This is a genomic window from Verrucomicrobiales bacterium, from assembly GCA_016793885.1.
Classification (GTDB): domain Bacteria; phylum Verrucomicrobiota; class Verrucomicrobiia; order Limisphaerales; family UBA11320; genus UBA11320.
Window position 1 is genome coordinate 17,303 of the sequence record JAEUHE010000103.1, and the last position, 19,930, is coordinate 37,232.

General features: G+C 60.2%; 12 protein-coding genes. 6 read left to right on the forward strand and 6 right to left on the reverse strand.

The window, feature by feature from the left end; all coding sequences use genetic code 11:
* Positions 1–35: 35 nt before the first annotated feature.
* Positions 36–779, reverse strand: a complete 744-nt coding sequence (locus JNN07_11640; protein ID MBL9168385.1) for a sigma-70 family RNA polymerase sigma factor — start codon at positions 777–779, stop codon at positions 36–38.
* Between the two features lie 509 nt (positions 780–1,288).
* Between JNN07_11640 and JNN07_11645 the strand changes: the two genes are divergently transcribed.
* Together JNN07_11645 and JNN07_11650 are read left to right on the forward strand one after the other, a co-directional pair.
* Entirely contained in the window at positions 1,289–2,545 is a 1,257-nt protein-coding gene (locus tag JNN07_11645) for a PQQ-binding-like beta-propeller repeat protein (GenBank protein ID MBL9168386.1), read from the forward strand.
* A 126-nt stretch (positions 2,546–2,671) separates the two neighbouring features.
* Entirely contained in the window at positions 2,672–3,574 is a 903-nt protein-coding gene (locus JNN07_11650) for a rhomboid family intramembrane serine protease (GenBank protein MBL9168387.1), read from the forward strand.
* Positions 3,575–3,594: 20 nt separating this feature from the next.
* Here JNN07_11650 and JNN07_11655 read toward each other — a convergent pair whose 3' ends face one another.
* Positions 3,595–6,009, reverse strand: a complete 2,415-nt coding sequence (locus JNN07_11655; protein MBL9168388.1) for a serine hydrolase — start codon at positions 6,007–6,009, stop codon at positions 3,595–3,597.
* 192 nt (positions 6,010–6,201) lie between these two features.
* On the reverse strand, positions 6,202–9,333 hold the full coding sequence (locus tag JNN07_11660) for an Ig-like domain-containing protein (GenBank protein MBL9168389.1): 3,132 nt from the start codon (positions 9,331–9,333) through the stop codon (positions 6,202–6,204).
* Between the two features lie 244 nt (positions 9,334–9,577).
* On the opposite strand from JNN07_11660, the gene JNN07_11665 reads away from it, so the two are divergent.
* From JNN07_11665 to JNN07_11680, 4 genes are read left to right on the forward strand one after another with little or no spacing between them, the layout of a single operon-like run.
* Entirely contained in the window at positions 9,578–10,594 is a 1,017-nt protein-coding gene (locus JNN07_11665; GenBank protein MBL9168390.1) for a succinylglutamate desuccinylase/aspartoacylase family protein, read from the forward strand.
* 4 nt (positions 10,595–10,598) lie between these two features.
* Positions 10,599–11,840, forward strand: a complete 1,242-nt coding sequence (locus JNN07_11670) for an MFS transporter (GenBank protein ID MBL9168391.1) — start codon at positions 10,599–10,601, stop codon at positions 11,838–11,840.
* 20 nt (positions 11,841–11,860) lie between these two features.
* Positions 11,861–13,369, forward strand: coding sequence for a M81 family metallopeptidase (locus JNN07_11675; protein ID MBL9168392.1), 1,509 nt, complete (start codon positions 11,861–11,863; stop codon positions 13,367–13,369).
* On the forward strand, positions 13,366–14,502 hold the full coding sequence (locus JNN07_11680) for a mandelate racemase/muconate lactonizing enzyme family protein (GenBank protein ID MBL9168393.1): 1,137 nt from the start codon (positions 13,366–13,368) through the stop codon (positions 14,500–14,502). The genes JNN07_11675 and JNN07_11680 overlap by 4 nt, the downstream gene beginning before the upstream one ends.
* A 384-nt stretch (positions 14,503–14,886) precedes the next feature.
* Here the strand turns inward: JNN07_11680 and bla are convergent, their stop codons facing one another.
* The 3 genes from bla to JNN07_11695 all read right to left on the reverse strand — a co-directional run bounded on the left by bla (position 14,887) and on the right by JNN07_11695 (position 19,607).
* Positions 14,887–15,756, reverse strand: coding sequence for a subclass B3 metallo-beta-lactamase (gene bla / locus JNN07_11685; GenBank protein MBL9168394.1), 870 nt, complete (start codon positions 15,754–15,756; stop codon positions 14,887–14,889).
* 172 nt (positions 15,757–15,928) lie between these two features.
* The gene (locus tag JNN07_11690; protein ID MBL9168395.1) at positions 15,929–17,374 is read right to left on the reverse strand and encodes a DUF1501 domain-containing protein; all 1,446 of its coding nucleotides are present in this window, start codon (positions 17,372–17,374) and stop codon (positions 15,929–15,931) included.
* On the reverse strand, positions 17,364–19,607 hold the full coding sequence (locus tag JNN07_11695; protein ID MBL9168396.1) for a DUF1553 domain-containing protein: 2,244 nt from the start codon (positions 19,605–19,607) through the stop codon (positions 17,364–17,366). The genes JNN07_11690 and JNN07_11695 overlap by 11 nt, the downstream gene beginning before the upstream one ends.
* Positions 19,608–19,930: the final 323 nt, after the last annotated feature.

Genomic DNA, 19,930 nt, shown 5'->3' on the forward strand with positions numbered 1-19,930 from the left:
GCAGCGCCGGGCAGATTACATCCTTTTAGCAGAATTCAGCTCCGCCAAACTTCCATGAGATGCCGCATCTCCTCCTCCGCCTGCTCGGGCGAACCTACGGTTTGGACGATTTCAGCACGGACAAGCTCCTGCAGACGGGATCGAAGACGATGGATGGTGACCGCCACGGTGCCGTGGGCCATCCCCAACTGCTTGGCGACCACCTCGTAATCGCCCGGATCGGCCCCGTCAAGAAACCGGGCGAGTTTCTGAAACACTGCGTGTTTCCCACGGGCCTGCTGCTCCTCACGCAAAAGTTGAAGTGAGTGCGATATAACCGTCCGGCACCACCGACGATCGAAAGCCAGCTCTGGACTCTCGGCCGTGAGGTCCGGTCCGCACAGACGTTCAGCTTCCTCGCTGTCAAGGCTCAATAGGGGTTGTCTCCCGCCCCGTTTGAGCGCCTTGTCGTGGAGAGCGCGTTTGATGGTAAAGTTGCGGAGTCCAGTCAGAAGGAATGTCCTGAATCGGCCTTTTTCCGGGCCTACATTCCCTAGATCCTCGCGAGCGATCACGCGCGCCAGGAAGCCTTGCGTCAGATCCTGCGCGTCGTGCGGAGCATGTCCCTGCCTTCGGAGAAACGCATAGAGCGGGCTCCAATAAGTCCTGCAAAGCTCTTCCAACGCCCCGTCGCTCGATGCCGCGCCTACCTCGCCTGCCCCGAGCACTATCGTCCACCTCGTGGTAGGAAACGAAGCAGCGCTGGGGAACAGGGCTTCAGATTCTCGAGGAGCCGACATAGCCTAGAAAAACCTAGCGAGAACACCATATCGCATGCAAGTGCCGAATGCCGCTTCATCAAAATCAGCCCTCCCGTGTTTCGCAGGCCATCCAATCTCTTCTCGAGCTTAACGGATTCAAACACCCAGCTTAGGGAATCCGTGCTCCATCGAACTCGAACGCTCCTTATGAGTTGGAGTGAGTTATAAGTTATGAGTTGGAGTTGGAGTTGCCGAGGTGGAATCGTCCGGGGACCAACGACTAGGAACCCTATGGAGCGCGGAGACAAGTCTCCGCTTTTCCTGCACGCGGCGGAGTGGCTGGTGGGCGACGATGGTCAATGAGTGCGCGGGGGGATCAGGCGGCGTGAAGGGACCGCGGTGTCGTGCCACCGCGGTCCATAGGGGGCCAGCCCCCGAGCTCATCACTCATCACTCATCACTCATCACTCATCACTCATCACTCGTCACTCATCACTATATTGTCGCCCTCGACAACTCGGAAACGGAGGCCTTAGGATGGAACAAGAATGAACCCGTCGCGAACACGATCGATCCTGGGCCTCGCCGCCTTGGCCACGCTGACTGCGCTCCCCCTGCATGCCCACGACTGGCCGGAATTCCGCGGGCCGACGGGGCAGGGCCATTCTCCAGCGACGAATGTTCCGACCCGCTGGAGCGGTACTGAGAATGTCGCGTGGAAGAAATCGATCCCAGGCTCCGGATGGTCGTCCCCGGTTCTGGTCAACGGCCAGCTCTACCTGACCGCCGCGAAGTCTGCGGAGGGCACGACGGGTCTGTCCTTGCTGACCCTGTGTCTGAATGCCCAGGACGGTGCACTGATCTGGAGCACTGAGGTATTCCATCCAGAGAGTGGGTCGAGCCTTCATAAAAAGAATGGCTACGCCAGCCCCACTCCATTAGTGCGCGACGGTCGCATCTATGTTCACTTCGGCCATCTGGGAACGGCCTGCCTGGACCTGGATGGGAAGGTCCAGTGGAAACAGGACTCCATCAAGTATCCCTCGGTTCACGGCAACGGGGGCTCGCCGGTGCTGGCGGGCGATCTGTTGATCTTCAGCTGCGATGGACTATCCGACCCGGTGGTCGTGGCGCTCGACCGACGCAGTGGTGACGTCCGCTGGAAAACTCCGCGACAGAACGAAGCGGCGCCCAAGAAATTTGCCTTCAGCACCCCGCTTCTCATCACCAACGCCGGCCGCGCTGAACTCATCAGCCCTGGGGCTGGAGGCACCTATGCCTACGACCCGGCCAGCGGGCGTGACTTGTGGCATGTCAAAACCGGAACCGGCTTCTCGGTGGTCCCCCGCCCCGTTTTTGCCCACGGACTGCTCTTCGTGAACACCGACTACGATTTCCCCAAGTTATTTGCCATCCGGCCCGGTGGCGATGGCGATGTGACCAGCACGCATCTGGCTTGGCAGATCGGGCGAGGTGCCCCCAGCACTCCATCCACCATCGTGGTGGGCGATGAGCTGTATTTCGTATCGGACGCGGGCATCGCCACGTGCGCAGACGCGAAGACCGGCCAGGTCCATTGGAACGAGCGTTTGGGTGGAGGGTTCTCCGCGTCCCCCGTGTTCGCCGACGGTCGGCTTTATTTCCAAAACGAGGAAGGCGTGGGATATGTGGTCAAGGCGGGCAAGACCTACGAACTGCTGGCCAAAAACGAGTTGGGCGAACGCACGCTCGCCAGCTACGCCGTCGATGACGGAGCCCTCTTTATCCGCAGCGCCGAGAACCTGTACCGGGTTGGTAAGAACTGAGTGGCCAGGGTCAAGAAACCACGCGTGCCCGCACCGCAGAAATAGCTCGATGGGGGCGGGGCTGTTGGTTTAAACTGGAGTGATAATCGAGGTGGGCGCGTTGCTACCACATCATCCAAGGATCTGATGTATATTATCTTGCCAGTCGGCGTGGAACACCGAGCGCATCGCTATCCCATAGTCACCTTCACGTTCATGGGGATATGCACGGTGATCTTTCTGGTCTTTTTCGGCCTCGAACTGCCCCAGGGAGAGACGGTCACCGAATGGGAGCTCTCCACTCTATGGCTCACGCCGTCGCTTTCGTATTTCTGGACCTATGTGACCAGCTTGTTCGTTCACGCAGACTTTTTTCACCTTCTCGGGAACATGATGTTCCTCTTCCTGTTTGGATCTTGCGTCGAGGACAAGATCGGACGGGCACGATTCCTCGCCTTCTATCTCATGGGCGGCATCGTTTCCTCCCTCATTCAGATCCTGGCAACCCCATTTGGCTTCCACTCCGAGATTCCCATCGGAGGTGCATCCGGAGCCATTTCCGCGTGTATCGGCGGATTTTTACCCTACTTTTGGAACACTAAAATCGAGTTTAAATATTTCTGGTTCATTGTGGTGCGTTTCGGGTCAGGAGAGTTTTTTGTTCCGGCTTGGTTGGTGATCGCTTTTTGGTTTGGCAAAGACCTTTGGGGAGCCTTGGGTGCGGCCAGCGAAACCCAGGACCGTGGAGGAGTTGCCTTCGCAGCACATGCAGGAGGCACCCTCTTTGGGTTGGCGGTCATCGGAATCGAACGCGCCCTTTCGAAGCGCCGAGAGGCGCGTGAGGCCCAGCTCGAGGTTGCCGATGCTACGGAACGCAGCCTTAAACCTACGTTGATGGTTCTCGCTGACGGCCAGCAATATGGCCCGTTCAATCGCGCTCAAATCCGCGAGATGGTCGACTTGGGTTCACTCCCCGCTGACGCGTTTTTCTGGTGTGACGGCATGCCAGACTGGCAGCCCATTAGCTCTCTGCTCGACCGCCAAACCTGAATCTCCATTCCAAACAAGCGTCACGGCAAATTTAGATTAACTCGAAGGTACCGAAACCTCACTCCGCGCGGAATCGGAACTCGGGCCTCCTGGATGGTATGGCCGATGAGGGTGATCAGATCGGTCCGATCGACGATCGTCGCGCCTGAACTGACCCAGTTCACAAGCCCCGACGACCACTGCGCATCCGCTTCGACTCCCCGATAGCCATTGCGCTTGGTCCAACGCAACACCAGATCGCCACTTCCGTAATAAATGCTCGTCCAGGGCGACGGGTTGGCTTGGGTCGGATCGCTGCCCACATAAGCTTCGAAAGCGTTGCTGCGATCGTCGCCATCAGGATCCGCCGCCGGTGACCAAAAGTCGATCAACCCCGGACGGCTGACGGCGTTCCCAAATGCGCCTTGCGCCCACGCGTCATATTCAGGGTTATACTTTCCAAACAGGTCAATCTCCGGCCAAGCGTCAGCGTCGTCGATGGAGTCCATCAGGTCGAGAATCGTATTGCGAAACTGGCCTGAGGGCCAATCGCTGCTGTGAACCGAGTTACACGCATAAGCAAAGGCCTGGCTGCCATCATCGCTCACCACCAGAATGGCTTGGGTCCCCGCCATCGCCCCGTTGTGCTGCCACCAGGTCCTGCCGTTTCGTGTGGAAGGATACCAGCCGAGCCCGTAGCCCGAAGTGCCGCCGTTGCAGCTGGGCTTGCCGTTGCCCAGTTGCATTTGAGACAGCGCGTAGGAACCAATGATATCGCGATGCCGAGGATTGCCGTCGATGCGACGCCCCATCAGGAGCAGATCGGACGGTTTGGCAATCCAACCCGTGCTTCCGTCCATGCGCGCCGGGTGGATGTTTTCCGGCGAACCCCATTGATCGCCCGCGTAATAGGCCACCTCGCCGATTTTGCGATCCGCGGCGGTGCGCCCGCCGAGAATCATGGAAGTGATCCCGCATCGATCAAACACCTGCGCCTTCGTGTAGACTTCAAACAACTGGCCCGAGATTTTTTCCGGGATTCGGGCGGCCACCTGATAGTTGAAATTATTGTAGCAGTCCGTGGTCCCCGGAGTTGAGGACATGCCCACGTTGTCCAGCTGATAGCTGATGATCTTGGCATGGTCCGTTCCATAGGACGGCTCATCAAAATACCACAGCTTGCCCTGGTCGCTCCAGCCGGAGGTCATCGTGAGCAAATCCCGCAGACTAACATCCTTCTCCGCGGCGCTGTACGCCTTGGTGCCGTAATCGGTTCCGAAGAGTGCGCCGGATCCAAACGCTTTGCTATCCAAACTCCAAGCTGCGGAATCCTCCAAGGCTCGGAGAGCGGAGACGGCACAGACCGCCTTCGAGGTGCTCGCAATCCGCCACCGATGATCGGCATGCGCCAACTCCCCGGAGGACTTGTCCGCCTGGCCAAAGCCCCGGGCATAAACCAGGCGTCCTTCGCGAGCGATTGCCAGCGACAATCCGGGAAGGGATCGCGCGCTCATATAGCTCTCCACCGCGGAGGAGAGGTTGCCGAGACGGGTCGTCGAGAGGCCGCCATTCCGAGCCCACTGCGCATTGTAACGCGTCTCATTGCCTACATTGTACGCTTCAATCGCGACCGGACGGTACCCCTGGTTCTCGGCGTTGATCTGATGGGAGTTGAAAGCGCTCGCGCTCATGCCGTGATAACTCCAGCCCTCACCGAGACTCGTAGTCCGCCACACCCCCGTGAAGCGCTCCGCGCCGCCAGAGTCCAACCCACTCACCCGCCAGAGACGGTAGCCGTTGGCGTTCATGGAATCGTAGTCGGACTGGTACTGGGCCGCAGTGCGCGAGTAGCGCACTTGAATGCTGGCCGCGCCGCTCTGAGCCCACACGCCAGCGTGAAGCGGAACCCCGGCAACCGAAAAGCCAGATACGTCCACCAGCTCAAACCCGGCGGCGATATTCGCAGCGGAAGCCGCCTGATGGGCCGCGAGTGATTCCCCCAACCGCACCCGCTGAGCCGGGCCGGAGGTACGATCCCAGATTCCGTTGTAGTAGGCGGTTGCCCCCACACCAAACCCGTCGAGCCAGACTAATCGGTAGCCCTGACCATGAAGAGTATTATGGGTAGACGTGAACTCGGAAGCCGTTAGGCCGTGGTGCGAGGCCCACCCGGTGGTTTTGGTGCTCTTCTCGAAAACGAAGGAGTAGCGCGCCTGTCCAGAGGCTTCGTTGCCGCTGACGCGAAGCGGGCGCAGCCGATAGGGCGCCGACGTCCACATGTCGAACTCGCTTTGATAACTGGTGGCGGTGGTACCGTGTCGTTCGACCCAAGCCACGGCATGACTCGAGACTGCGGCCGACATCCATAACAGGAATGCAAGACCCAGGCCAGGGACCGAAGCGCGCGTTCTCGCAGGTGACTTCCGAATGAGAAATGGTTCCAGATTGGCATTCATAGGATTCATCTTGCTGGTTGTCCGAAGCAACGACGGTGCAGAGGGAGGTTGATGGCCCCGTGGACGGGCTCAACACGACAACCCTCAATTGGTCAGCATGCTGCAAAAATAGGGCATGAAGCAACCCAGAAAAAGAAGAGGCCGGCTTACGCCGGCCTCTCATACATGACTGAAGGCTATCGGGAACGGGGATCAGTTCCTGAGACGATAGAACGTGGAGACCGCAGGCTTGGGAGTCGAGTAGGGGCTGGCGGTGGCATCCCCAATCGCCGTCCAAGGTCCGTTGATGTTCTCCGCTTTCTCAAGCGTTCCAACGCAAACCCAGTTGATGACCACGTTGGCGCCTTCGATCGCAATGCTAGCAATCTTCAACACAGGCTTAGGACCTTCCTTAGCAGCCAGATAATGATTGCGAACTTGCTCGGCGGTGAGTGCCTTGTCGAAGATCGCGACCTCGTCGATCTGGCCGGTAAAGAAGTTGCCGGTTCCATCGAAGACGCCGCCTCCGCCGATGTTTACATTGAATCCCGAAGTGCCGTAGTTGGCAGTGTTGGCTGCAACCCGATTGATGAGCACGCCATCAAAGTAGGTCTGCAACTCACGTCCGGTGCCAATGCTGGCCACATGGTGCCAGGTGTCCCGCTCGAAGTTATAGGGGGTGTCGAGCGAACCACCGCCAGGCGTCCAGATTTGGATGGTAGTCGGGTTGATGAAGCCATATTCGACCGCATCGTTCTGACCCACGATCCCAACCCGGGTGGTGGTGAAGGCCGTCGGTTTGACCCAGTATTCCAACGAGAATGCGCGCAGCCCGTTCAGCAACGGAGCACCGGTGGAAACGTAGAAGTCGGTGCCGTTGAAGGTCGGCGCACCGTTGTCGGAGCCGAATCCAACAAACTCCGGCGGCCGGGGTCCTTCGCCACCCTCCGTGCCGTTCGGATTGTAAGTGCCGACGACGGTGTCGCCGGTCGAACCCAAATTGATGGCCTCCGTGGACCCAGCTTCCTCATCGAAGGGGAAGTAGGCAATCGGTCCATCCACCAAGATCGAGTCCCGATAGCTGGCGCCTTCGGCCAAGAAGCTGGCCGGGCTGTTATTGGCGATGGTATTGGCGCCGGAAGAGATGTCCTTCACGCCGCTGACGCGTAGCGTGTAGAGCTTGCCAGGAGTGAGGGGAGAGGTGGTCAGAACCACCTTGTCGCCCGTCGAACCCAACTGCGCGCCTTGAACCGTAATTCCATCCAAGGTGTAGTTCGCCAGGACCTCGGCGCTCGCCTGAGTGACGCGCTCCGTGAAGGAAACAAACACCGTGCTCAAACCGCCACCGGCGACCGCACAAGCCAGGCCGGGGGCCGTCGTGTCGGCCACCACCGTGAGAACCGCCGCGGTAGTCGTGGCTTCAAGTCCCAAGGTCTTGACCTGGCAGCGGAACTTGGCGCCATTGTCGTTCAAAGCGACGTTGTTCAGAGTGAGGCTGCTGGCGTTGGCTCCAGGCAGGGGCGCATAGACATCGCTGCCCGCAGCGGCTCGCTCCCACTGATACCGCGTCGGATAGGGGCTGCTCGCTTGAACAGAGAAGCTGCCTGATCCAAATTCATCGACCGTGAGAGCCGCCGGCTGCTGGGTGATCTGGAGGGAGAGGGAGTCAGGATCCGCATAAATGCTGACGTTGTCGCCCGACAACCGCGGAGCGGTGCCGTTTGCTGGATCGTCTTCACCCTCGATCTTGAAGGTCAGGCTGAGGCTGTCCCCCCCGCCGCCTTCCTGGTGAACCGCCTCGAAGTAATACATCGATCCTTGAGTCAGAGAGATCACCGCCGGGGCTCCCGTGGCCCAACCGGTGCCCGCATAGACGTCGGACCTCTGCTCCGTGCCTGGACGACGGTCGATGACCAGCCATTGCCGGGAGTTATTCCAAGTGGGCTCCGCGGCGATAATCACCTTGTTGGCCGGATCGGTATCCGGGCTGAGATAGAGCTCGATGTTGTCATCGCCGCTGACGAAGAACACATAGTTAGCCGTTTCGGGAGCCGTGAACCATCCCGAAAGCCGGTTGCCGTAGTTCTGTCCCGCCTCATTGCTGCCGTTCGCACCATACTCAGCGAGCGGTTCGACAGTAGAAAACGTCGGAGCCAAGCCAGCTTCAATGTCCGCCTTGACCATTGTCAGGGTCGGTGCAGGGGCCGGAGCAAGAGGGTATTGATAAAAGTCGTGCTGAATTCCGCCAAGGAACAGTTTGAAGGCAGAAAATGACGCCTTGGAGTTGGCAGCGACCACATTCCCGCCCGAGGCCGCCGTGTCCTTCACGCCAGTAACGGTTACCGTGTACTTGGTACCAGGGGTCTGGGGGGAGGACGTCAGCATGACGCGGTTCGGGGCGACGAGTGCCGCCGCGGTTACCGAAAGGCCGCCATCGAGGGAGTAGTTACCGATGGCCTCAGCGCTCGCTTGGTCGACAGCCTCCGAGAAGGTGATGAACACCTCGTTGAGCTTAGCGGAACCTTTGGCGCTCACGATCGTCGGAAGCTCCACGTCAGGAGTAACGGTCAGCTTGAACTGAGCTTCACCGGCCGAGCCCAAGGAGGTCGCCACCAACTTGAAAATCGAGTTGTTGTCGCTGAGCAAGATCCGATCCAGTGTCAGACTGAGTCCCGTGGCGCCGGGAATATCCGCACCATTCTGTTGCCATTGGAGACCCAGATCCGTCACCGGACCCCCAGTGGAGAAGGCGATGCTCGCCGGTCCAAAGGTAATGGACTTGTTCTCAGCCACGGTCTGGTCTGCGAGCCCTGTCACATTGAGAGTTACAGCCGGAGGCTGTGCCTCGAAGACTTGCACTTCGGCCAGGTGAATCCAGTTCGGAGTCTCGGTGCGGTCCACCCGCACATACTGAGCCAGCGTGCCGGGGCCGTAATTCACCGCGAAGGAGGGCACCGCGGGAGTCAGGGTGAACGGGTTGGCCTCTTGCCGAAAGCGGGCAATCTCGTTCCGTCCGCTGTCGAGCAAGGCCACTTCCAAGTTGGAGTTGCGGTCGGTGCAGCAATCCGTGCGCAACCAGACCTTGACGCTTCCGATAGGTTGATCACTGCCAAGATCAACTTCCCACCAGGATTCAGCTGTAGCCACCGCCGAATGCCAGACGCTGCCGTTGTTGTAGGTGCCATCGGTGTTGCCATCGATGGGGTCGGCAGCGGCGCTGCCGAAACCGTCACCTGAGGACGAGGCAGTACCGGTAAGAGCCAGATTGTCCCCGGGAGCGGCAGAGGCCGAGGTCGCAGCCGCAGCCAGGAGCGCCAGGAGGGGTTTAAGAATTCTTTGCTTCATAAGACTAAGACTTCACTACAGACACCGAACAAATCCACGTAAGGGTCTGATATTCAACGTTCAGAACCTCTCAGGACAAGACCACAACAAGCCAATCCATGCACTCGATGGAAGGGTCGCTCTGGGCTTACGGGATTACTAAGAAAATGAACGTTCCTGAGGCGAAGTTCAAGCCTGAATTTGCGGATTGACGGTGTGTCCCGAGTGGTGACGAATGGGTGGATCGATCACGAAAGCATCTCACATGGTTACTACCTCCGTTAAGCTGGAAGCTGCCGGCAAACAACAGGGCTTCCTCCAAGTACCTTATTCCCACAACCTGGGCGGGTGGGCCAACGTCATGGTTCCCATCACCGTGGTGGCCCGAGGCAAAGGCCCCACCGTTCTGGTGCTCGCCGGAAACCACGGGGATGAGTATCAGGGACAGATCGCCATCATGAAACTGGCGCGCGAATTAACCCCGGAACGAGTCTCCGGACGGATCATCCTCATCCCGTCGCTCAATTTTCCGGCCGCACGGGCCGGCACCCGACTGTCTCCCGTTGACGGAATGAATATGAACCGAGCCTTCCCCGGCCAATCTGACGGGGCGGTCACCAGCCAACTGGCACATTACTTGACCACCGTGCTCTTCCCGCTCAGCGATGTGGTCATCGATATCCATTCGGGGGGCCGGAGCATGGAGTTCGTCCCCTGCTCCACCATGCACCTCGTCGCCGATCGCGCCCAGCGACGAGCGATGCTGGATGCCATGCTCGCCTGGAACGCCGACTTTGCCTTCCTCTACGCCGATATTGCCGGAACCGGACTGCTCCCCGTCGAAGCCGAGAACCAAGGCAAGTTGGTAGTAACCACGGAGATGGGCGGAGGCGAGTGTGTGCCAGCCGAGGTACATCGCATCACTCAAGGCGGGCTGCGCAATGTGCTAATCCAGGTGGGCGCACTCGACGGCCAAAAGCGTTCCCGCGCCAGCCTGGGCAAGCCGCCCATCATCCTCACTCAGGCCCTGCATCGCGAAGATTACCTTCTGGCTCCCGAATCAGGCATTTTCGAGATCCAGGTGGACCTAGGATCAAAGGTCAAACGCGGCCAACAAGTAGGACTACTCCATCACCTCGAGCGTCCCGACCGCGCCCCCGAGCCTCTGATCGCTCAATCGAGCGGATTCTTGATCACCATCCGCGCCCCCTGCCTCACACAACAAGGCGACTGCGTCGCGGTTATCGCCCAACGCGTGAGCGAGAAGGAAGTAATGGCTTAGCCTCGTGCCTGCCACCCCGCCATCCACCGGAATTCCCAGCCAGGCAAAGATGCTGCTGGCCTTCATGTGGTTCGCGTACTTTCTCAACTACTGTGACCGGCAGGCGGTGTTCTCCATGTTCCCGCGGTTAAAGTCCGACCTGGGCTTCACCGACAGCCAACTGGGACTGGTCGGCTCGACCTTTCTCTGGGTCTATGGTCTAAGCAGCTTCGTCGCGGGCCAGATCGGCGACCGGTTCTCCAAACGACACCTGATCGTTCTGAGCCTCTCGCTGTGGAGCCTGGTCACCGTCGCCACCGGACTGTCGACCTCCCCGAGTATGGTGCTGTCGCTCCGAGCACTGATGGGAGTGTCTGAAGCGCTCTTCATGCCCGTGGCCATCGCCCTCACAGCTAACGCATTTCCGCCGGAGCATCGCTCACGTGCCATTGCCACCCTCACCACGGCTCAAATCTTTGGCAGCGTAGGAGGGGGCTGGTTCGGCGGATGGATGGCACAGCAAGGACACTGGCGCGGTGCCTTCTTCGTTTTGGGAGCGATCGGCCTGGTGTACGCGATCCCTTACTTTGCGTTTATCCGCAGGGTGCCGGAGGAGGTTCATGACCAACCCCGGACGGAGCGCACCACCAACACGCTGGCAATGATCGCAAGAACCCCCACCTACTGGATCCTCTGCGCCGCGTTTTCCACCTTTGTCTTCGGGCTCTGGCTGCTCTATGGATGGTTGCCCAACTTTCTGCACGAGCGATTCTCGCTGGACCTGTCGGCCGCCGCCTTCAACGCGACTGTCTTCTTGCAGGGTGCCACTCTGGCCGGCCTGTTGCTTGGCGGCATCGTGGCGGATCGCCTTTATCACCGCACCAAGGCCGCGCGGCTCTGGTTGCTCGCCGCCAGCCTGCTCGGTTGCGCTCCCTGCCTGCACGCGGTTGGCGTTTGCGACACGCTCCTCACCACTCGATTCGCCGCCGCCGGCTTCGGGCTACTCAGCGGCTTTTTCATGGGGAATATATTCCCGTCAACCTTCGAAGTCGTTCCCGCTCAAGCGCGCGCTTCGGCGGTTGGGCTCATGAATCTGTTCGGTGCGGTCATCTCAGGTTTCGGTACCCTTTTCGGAGGGCTATGGAAACAATCGGTGGGAATCGCTTCCCTGCTCTCCTACACCGCCCTGGCTTACGCTCTCGTCGCCCTCCTGGTTATCGCCGGAATCAAGCGGACGTTTCCACGGGATTTCCAACGAACACACTAAGACCCTCACCCCCCACGCGCATGCCACGCATCCTCATCGTCGAATGCAAACAGGAGGTCTCAACGTTCAACCCCGTCCTGAGCAGCTATGAGGATTTCCAGGTGCGCCGAGGGGTGGAAATCCTGCGTTACCATCGAGGGGTGCGCAGCGAGGTCGGGGGTGCCGTCAGCGTGTTCGATTCCCAAAACGACGTCGTCCTGGTGCCGGCTTACAGCGCTCACTTCATCACCTCCGGCGGCACCTTGTCAGATGCGGCCTTCCGTCGCATCAGCAGCGAATTGCTGGCCAGTGTCCAAGCCGCTCCGGCAGTCGACGGGGTGTATTTCTCACTCCATGGCGCAATGGCGACCCAAACCGAAGGGGATCCCGAAGGATACCTGCTCGCCGAGCTGCGAAACCTGCTGGGCAACCAAGTTCCCATCGTCATCTCTCTCGATCTGCACGGCATCCTCACCGACCGAATGCTCGAGCACTGCGATGCGGCGGTCGCGTTCCATACCTATCCGCATGTCGACTTTTTCGGAACCGGAGAACGAGCCGCCCGGGTGCTGCTGAGAATCCTCGTCGGACAAGCCAAGCCGGTCACCGCGAAGGTTACTATCCCGGCTCTGGTGCGCGGGGATGAATTGATCACCGAGACCGGCGCCATCCGCCCCGCCGTTCAGGCCGCTCAGGAGGCCGAACGGACCCCCTCAGGATTGTCGGCCGGCATCATGTGGGGCAACCCATTCACCGATGTGCCGGCCCTCGCCTCCAACAGTTTCGTGGTGACGAACAATGACCCGGAGATGGCCAGCCGCGAGGCGGTTCGCATTGCCGAGCTCTTCTGGGCGCACCATCACAAAATGCAGGTTCCTCTGACGTCGCTGGCGGACGCCGCCCGCCTGACCGCTGCCAATCGGTCGGGCACCGTGGTGCTCGTGGACGCGGCGGACGCCACGAGTTCCGGTGCTTCAGGAGACAGCAATGCCATCCTGCGCGCCCTGATCGACGTGGGATATTCGGGTCGGGCCTTAATCCCTGTCGTGGACCCGGAAGCCGCTCGAATGGCCTTCGCCGCCGGGGTAGGAAATCGAGTGAGCCTTTCCATCGGCGGAGGACTGGATCGTCAGCGGTTCACTCCGCTCCCCCTCGAGGGGCGGGTCCGCCTGCTTTCGGACGGCAGTTTTCACAGCGAGACGACGCACGAGCTGTGGCAGGCCGGCAAAACGGCAGTGATCGAATCGGGCCCTTTCATGCTGGTGGTCACGAGTCGGGCGGTTAGCCTGTATGATCGCGCCCTCTTTCTGGCCCACGGCCAGGACCCTCGGCGGTTCGGAGCAGTGGTGGTCAAGTCTCCTCACTGTGAGCCGCACATGTTCAAGGCGTGGGCAGCGCTGTACCTCGATGTCGATGCTCCCGGTTCAACCAGTGCGAACTTGCTGAGCCTGGGACACCAACGTTGTGCGCGGCCGATATTCCCGCTGGATCCCCACGTCACCTTCACGCCCGTAGTGCAACTCTTCCAGCGACCTAGATATAAACTATGAAGATCCGAGAAATCCGTTGCGCCGGTTTGCGTGGCGCAACACCTGAAGGAGGTTGGAGCAATGAGCTACGACCCGAGGACTGCGTTCACACCCTCATCACAGTCCACACCGAAGAAGGTGCCGTTGGCTTGGGCAGCGTGTTCACCAACGACGGGCTGGTTCGCTCCGCTCTGGCTGTTCTCGAACCGCTTTATCGCGGCGAGAATGCGTTGGAACCCGAACGCGTGAGCGAGAAGCTGCATCAGAACATGTTCTGGCTGGGTCGCGGCGGCTCTATCACTCACACGATCAGCGGCGTGGATATCGCGCTCTGGGATCTGCTCGGCCAGGCCACCGGACAGCCTGTGGGTCGGCTGCTCGGCGGACGCTATCGGGAACGAGTTCAGCCGTACGCCTCGTTGCTCATGCAAGAACCAGCCGCGCTTCGCGATCATTTGCTGGCCGTGAAGGCGCAGGGATTTCGCGCTTTCAAAATCGGCTGGGGGCCGTTTGGACGCCATAGCTCGGCCCATGATGAGGCCATCGTTAGAGCCGCACGGGAAGCCATTGGACCGGACTGCAAACTCATGGTCGACGCCGGAGGCAGCGACGCTCATTGGAACCAAGGGTATAAATGGGCGCTGAACACGGCGCGGATGCTCGCCAACTACGATGTCTTTTGGTTCGAGGAGGCTCTGACTCCGGACTCCCTCGAAGACCACGCCAAGCTGCGTGAACACTCTCCGGTTCCCATTGCTGGCGGGGAGGTCCTCACGCGACGCCAGGCCTTTCAACCATGGCTGGAAGCTCGGGCTTTGGACATCGTCCAGCCCGACGTGACCAAGGTGGGCGGCATCAGCGAGGAAAGGCGGATCGCCTGGATGGCCCAGGAACATGGTGTTCGGTTCATCCCGCATGGATGGAACACAGCGATTGGGCTGGCGGCCGATCTGCAGTTGGCCTCCGCCTTTGCCGGCACCGATCTCGTGGAGTATCTGACTGGCTCGCCCTTCATCGACGAAATCACCTTGGGCGGTTGGAAGCTGGACGCCGATGGCATGCTAGCCATCCCCAAAGAGCCGGGGCTCGGCCTCACGCTCAACCGGGATGTCGTTGCCAAATATACCCGCGGCGAAAAGCTGTGGCTCAGCTGAAGCTCGGGAGTGATTGCTTCCGGGTGAGGACAGCCGGGATTCCCCTCGGGGGGCGACAAAGCGGTAGAGGACTCTCAAGATTACGCACAAGTTCTGAGCGCTTCAGTCCCTATCCCAACGGGATTGCGCCTCAAAGCCCAGGGTTGCGAGGAACGAGCTACCCTGGGAAAAGCCCATAGAATTCACAACCCCATCGTGGGTTGCGAGCCCTGTTGGGGCTTCAAGTGGTCCCAACCGCAACCCACGAAGTGGTCCGAGGAGGCTTATAGTTCATTCGTCGTGCAGCCCTCTGCCGCTTTGGTCCCCCCCCGACGTAGTCCAGATGCCCCGATTTCACCCTCTTCAAATCACACCCCGTGGATGCACTGAAACGCTAAGAACCACTCACGGTTTCAGCTTCTCCCGAAACGCTTGGTAGCGGTTCTCGACGTAGGCTCTATACCCCTCTGGATCGATAAAAGGGTTTGTTTTGGGATCTTTTCGAAGCTTCTCGAATTTCTCCTCCATCGAATAGTAGCTCCCATGCGCCCCGAGAAACAGGTCGCAGGGCAACGACTTCAGCAGACGAAACGTCTTCGTATAATGGTCTGCGATCTCCGGGTACTCCCGATTGGTAATGAGTTGATACCCAGGGTTCACGTTGGGACTCCCGATAATGACCACCTTCAAGACTTTACCGGCATCCTCGGCCAGCATGGTCCAAGTGGTGCAACCACGGGTATGCCCAGGGGTGTGCCGGGCGGCGAGGGTCACTTCGCCCAGGGTGACGAGATCTCCGTCCTTCAGAACACGATCAACAACGCACGGTTTCCATCCCTCCTGATACAGGTATTGTCCCTTCCCTCCGCTGGCAATGACCTGGTCGTCTCCCTCCATCACCTCCACGCGTGCGCCGGTTTGCTCTTTGATCAATGCATGTCCCGCGACATGGTCTGAATGAGCGTGGCTTGCGAGGAGGACTCGGATGTCGGAAAATTTGAACCCTAGCTTCTCAACATTCGCCCGGATAATCGGAACCGTGCGTTCAAATCCGGAGTTGATGAGGATGCTACCCTTGCTCGTGGTCAAAAGGTAGCTGGCGAGTCCTTTGGATCCGACATAATACAAACGATCGGCGATCCGGTGAGGTGGAAACGGCTCATTCCAATCGCTCTGGGCGCGCAGCCGATCTAACGCTGTCAACGACAGCACCAAGATCAAAAGGTATTTGGCGAGGTTCACGAGCTCAACTTTAACGCCGATCAAGAATGTCACAAGCCTTGAGATACTGCCGTCCTCCCGCACGCCGTAGCTCCCACACTCGGGATTGTAGGGGACGACGTCAGTCCTCGGGGCCAACCATTCCTCGCGACGCCACAACGATCTTCGAATGTTCGCCGAAGCCTTCTCACGGCGGCTCCTACACTCGGGACTGGAAGGAACCCTGCTAGCTGAGCAACCCCGTGATGACTTCGCCGTGCACATCGGTCAGACGTTCATCCCGCCCGCCATGGGGGAAGATCAGCCGGGTATGATCCAAACCCATGAGATGAAGAATCGTCGCATGGATGTCGTGAATATGCGCCCGCCCCTCGATCGCGTTAAGTCCGATTTCATCCGTGGCGCCGTAGGTGATGCCCGGACGGACGCCGCCACCGGCAAACCACATGGAGAAACCCGTCGCGTTGTGATCACGACCCCGGCTGCCTTTCTGACTCACCGGCGTGCGTCCGAACTCTCCGCCCCAAATCACCAGCGTGTCATCCAGCAACCCTCTGCGCTTCAGGTCGGTGAGCAACGCAGCCACAGGTTGGTCCGTGGCGCCGCACATCCGCTCGTGGTTGGCGTTCACGTCGTCGTGGGCATCCCACTGCCAGGCGACGGGTCCGCCGCCCGAGTAGAGCTGCACAAATCGCACGCCCCGCTCCAGCAAACGCCGGGCGATCAGACACCGAGTGCCAAATTCCGCAGTGGCAGGCTTGTCCATTCCATACAGCGACCGGGTCGCAGCGGTCTCAGTCGTCAGATCGACCGCTCCGGGAGCCTCGGCCTGCATTTGGAAGGCAAGCTCGTAACTGGAGATCCGCGCCTCCAGATCCGTGTCGCCCGGAGTCAGATGGCGACGATTCAGCTCCTGAGTGAAATCGATAATCCGCCGCTGCCGGCTGCGCGAGAAGGCGGGGTCGTTGGAAGCCAAGTTCACGATGGGGTTGGCCCCGGGCCGAAACAGAGTTCCCTGATGCTTCGCGGGCAGATATCCCGAACTCCAACACGGCGCGCCGCCCTCCGGCGTTCCCTGAGGCTGCGCCATCACTACAAAAGAGGGGAGGTTCTCGGAGAGGCTGCCTAAACCATAGGTCACCCAACTGCCAAGGCTCGGATGCCCCATAAACATTCGACCCGAATTCATCTGATAGTGCGCGGGCGCGTGAATGACGCTATCCACCGCACAGGACCGAACCAGGGCGATGGTATCGGCATGCTGGTGCATGTGGGGAATGAGATCCGACATGTCCATACCCGATTGGCCACAGCGAGCCCAGCCGCGGGTGCTTCCCAAACAAATCGGGTCCTGCTCCAGAAACTGGCTATGAATCTTGCCAAAGCTGGCCGGCAGGCGTTGCCCGTGGAGACGGTCGAGCGCTGGCTTCGGATCGAAGAGCTCCATCTGGCTAGGCCCCCCAACCATGAACAGAAAGATGCAGCGCTTGGCGCGCGGCGCGAAGTGCGGCAGCGGCATCGACCCCGCACTCGGAACCGAGGCGGCCTCGGCCTTCACGAGATGGGACAGCGCCACGGCTCCCAACCCGTGACCGGCCCGAGTGAGGAACTGGCGACGGGACAGTGCAGCCCCTTGGTCGGGGAGATGCTGATGAATTGAGTCAAGGGACATGGATGAATTCATTGCTGTTCAGCAGGGCGAGGGTGAAATCGGTCCACCGTTCCGTTTCGATGCCTTGACCGCCGGCGACAAAGTCGCAAGCCGCTTTTAACTCCTCCGCCAGAGGTCGCCGGGCGTAACAGCGCAGGTAAGCCTCAGCGATACGAGCCTCAGGATCCGAGTAAGCCCGAAGCAAGGACCGCGCGAACTCGCGAGCGGCCTTTTGGGCAAACTCACTGTTGATCATCACCAATGCCTGCGGAGCATGCGTGCTCACCGTTCGCTCCGGACAGGGAGTCTGCGCATCCGGGGCGTCAAAGGCCTTCAACAGCGGGTAAGGAACGTTCCGTTTTCGATGTAGATAAATCGATCGACGGAAGTGCGCCGATTCGTCTCGATCGACCGGCCATAGGTCGACCACCTCAGCCTCGGTAAAAATCAGCTCACTGACCTCGGGCTCCAGAGGTGCCCGCACCCCGCGCCCGCCCACCTGCAAGTTGAAGCGGCCCGAAACCGCCAGCACGCTGTCGCGCAGTCCTTCCGCATCCATGCGACGCCGTAGCATCCGCCACCAATGAAGATTCTCCGGATCCAGACGATTCGACGGTGAGTCGCCCGGGACAGACGCACGGGTGTAGGCGTCTGACAGCACCATGAGACGGTGTATCGGCTTCAATCGCCACTCTTGGCGAATCAACTCCAACGCCAGCCAATCCAACAACTCCGGATGCGTCGGACGCGCTCCGCGAGCACCGAAATCGGAGGGCGTGGCGACCAGTCCACGGCCAAAGTGTTGCTGCCAGAGCCGGTTCACCACGACTCGGGCTGTGAGGGGATGATTGGGGTCGACCAGCCAGCGCGCCAAGGCCAAACGACGACCGGAGTAGGCTGGCCCGGGACGCTTCTCGACCGGCGGCGGACTCCCTCGAGTCCCCATCGCGGCGACCAAAACCGCTGGTGGGGCGGGGTCGACACGGCGCTTCTTGTCCTTCACGTTGCCCCGGCCCAGAACCCAGGTTTCTGGCAAGGCATTGGTGGGTTCCCTGAAAGTCATCGCATGGGCGGGAGGCGGAGGTCGTTGTAGTTCCAACTCGTGGATCTGTCGTTTCAAAGATTCCCGTACCGAATGATCGCCCGGATGCTCAGAAACCGCTTCCGCCACTTCCTCCCAAGTCACGTTGAGGGCGGAACTGGTGCCCTCAAAGAGGCGTTGCTCCTCGGGAGTTCGATCCTCCTTGCGCTTGGCTCGAACTGCCTTTTCAGCGGCGGTCAACCCAGCCTCCTTGGCCGCCCGCAGTCGATCTCGATACGGCTGCTCCAACTTTGCCTTCGCCGCCGCAATGGGTGCGATCAACGCGTTGATGCGGTTGGTGGCCTCGATCGACAGTTTTAGCTCTTCGGCTGAGTAGATCGGAATCTCCCGCAACTCCGCTCCTGCAAAGTAAGCCTGGAACCCGTAGTAATCGGCCGCCGGCAGCGGGTCGAACTTGTGATCGTGACAGCGCGCACATCCAATGGTAAGCCCCAGAAAGACCGATCCCACCGTGCTGGTCACAGCAGTCAGTTCGCTCTGACGCTTCACTTCGGGATCGATGTTGCCCGCCACCTCTTCCCTTGGCCCAGCCCGGCCAAACCCGGCCGCCACGAGTGCCTCGGGGTCGTCCGGGGAAGCCTCTTCACCCGCGACCTGAAGCGTCAGAAAGCGGTCGTAGGGCATGTCCTCGTTGAATGCCTTGATGACCCAGTCGCGATAGCGCCAGGCGTCCGGCCGATCAGCATCGAGCTCGAATCCATTCGAGTCGGCGTAGTGAGCCAAGTCCAGCCAGTGCTGCGCCCATCGCTCCCCGTAGCGCGCCGATGCCAGTAGCCGATCCACTACCCGGGCTCGGGCCGAGGTTGACCCGTCGGCGAGGAAGGCGGCCCGCTCGGCGGGAGTGGGCGGCAGCCCGGTCAGATCATACGTCACCCGACGCAGCCAGGATTCCGGGTCGACTGCGGGAGCCGGCTGCAGACCTTCGTCTCGGTGATGGACGTTCAGGAAACCATCGATAGGATTACCGCTAGGGGACGGAGGAGGATTTGACGGGCGCGGCGGGATGTAGGCCCAGTGATTCGCGACCGATTTGGCATCCGGTGCGGCCGGCAGCACCCAGCCCGAAAGCAGACAGAGCCAAAAGACAATCGAACAACAGAAGCGAATCCGCGTCGATGGCCTGAAAAACTGCCGCATAACAGCCATCATCATCGCGACACGATCCCTGTCAAGCGGGGGGTGAGCGTTGGGGAAGCCGGGGTGTGATTATTTCCGGGTGAGGATCCCTCTCCGGGAGGCCGAAAAGCTGTAGAGGGCTACAGGAAACCAGAACTATAAACCTCATCGGACCGCTTCGCGAGCAACAGGGCCATATGGAGCGCGGCAGCCCTCTCTCATCTTTGCCTCCAAAAATGGGGACTAGACAAGTTGTAGGGAATCCTCCGTTCTTCGCCTGAGTTCCTGAGGCCGAAGCCGAGAACCCGCAGGGTTCAAAGAGAGTAGCCGGGGCGTGGAGCGCAGCGACACCCCCGGTC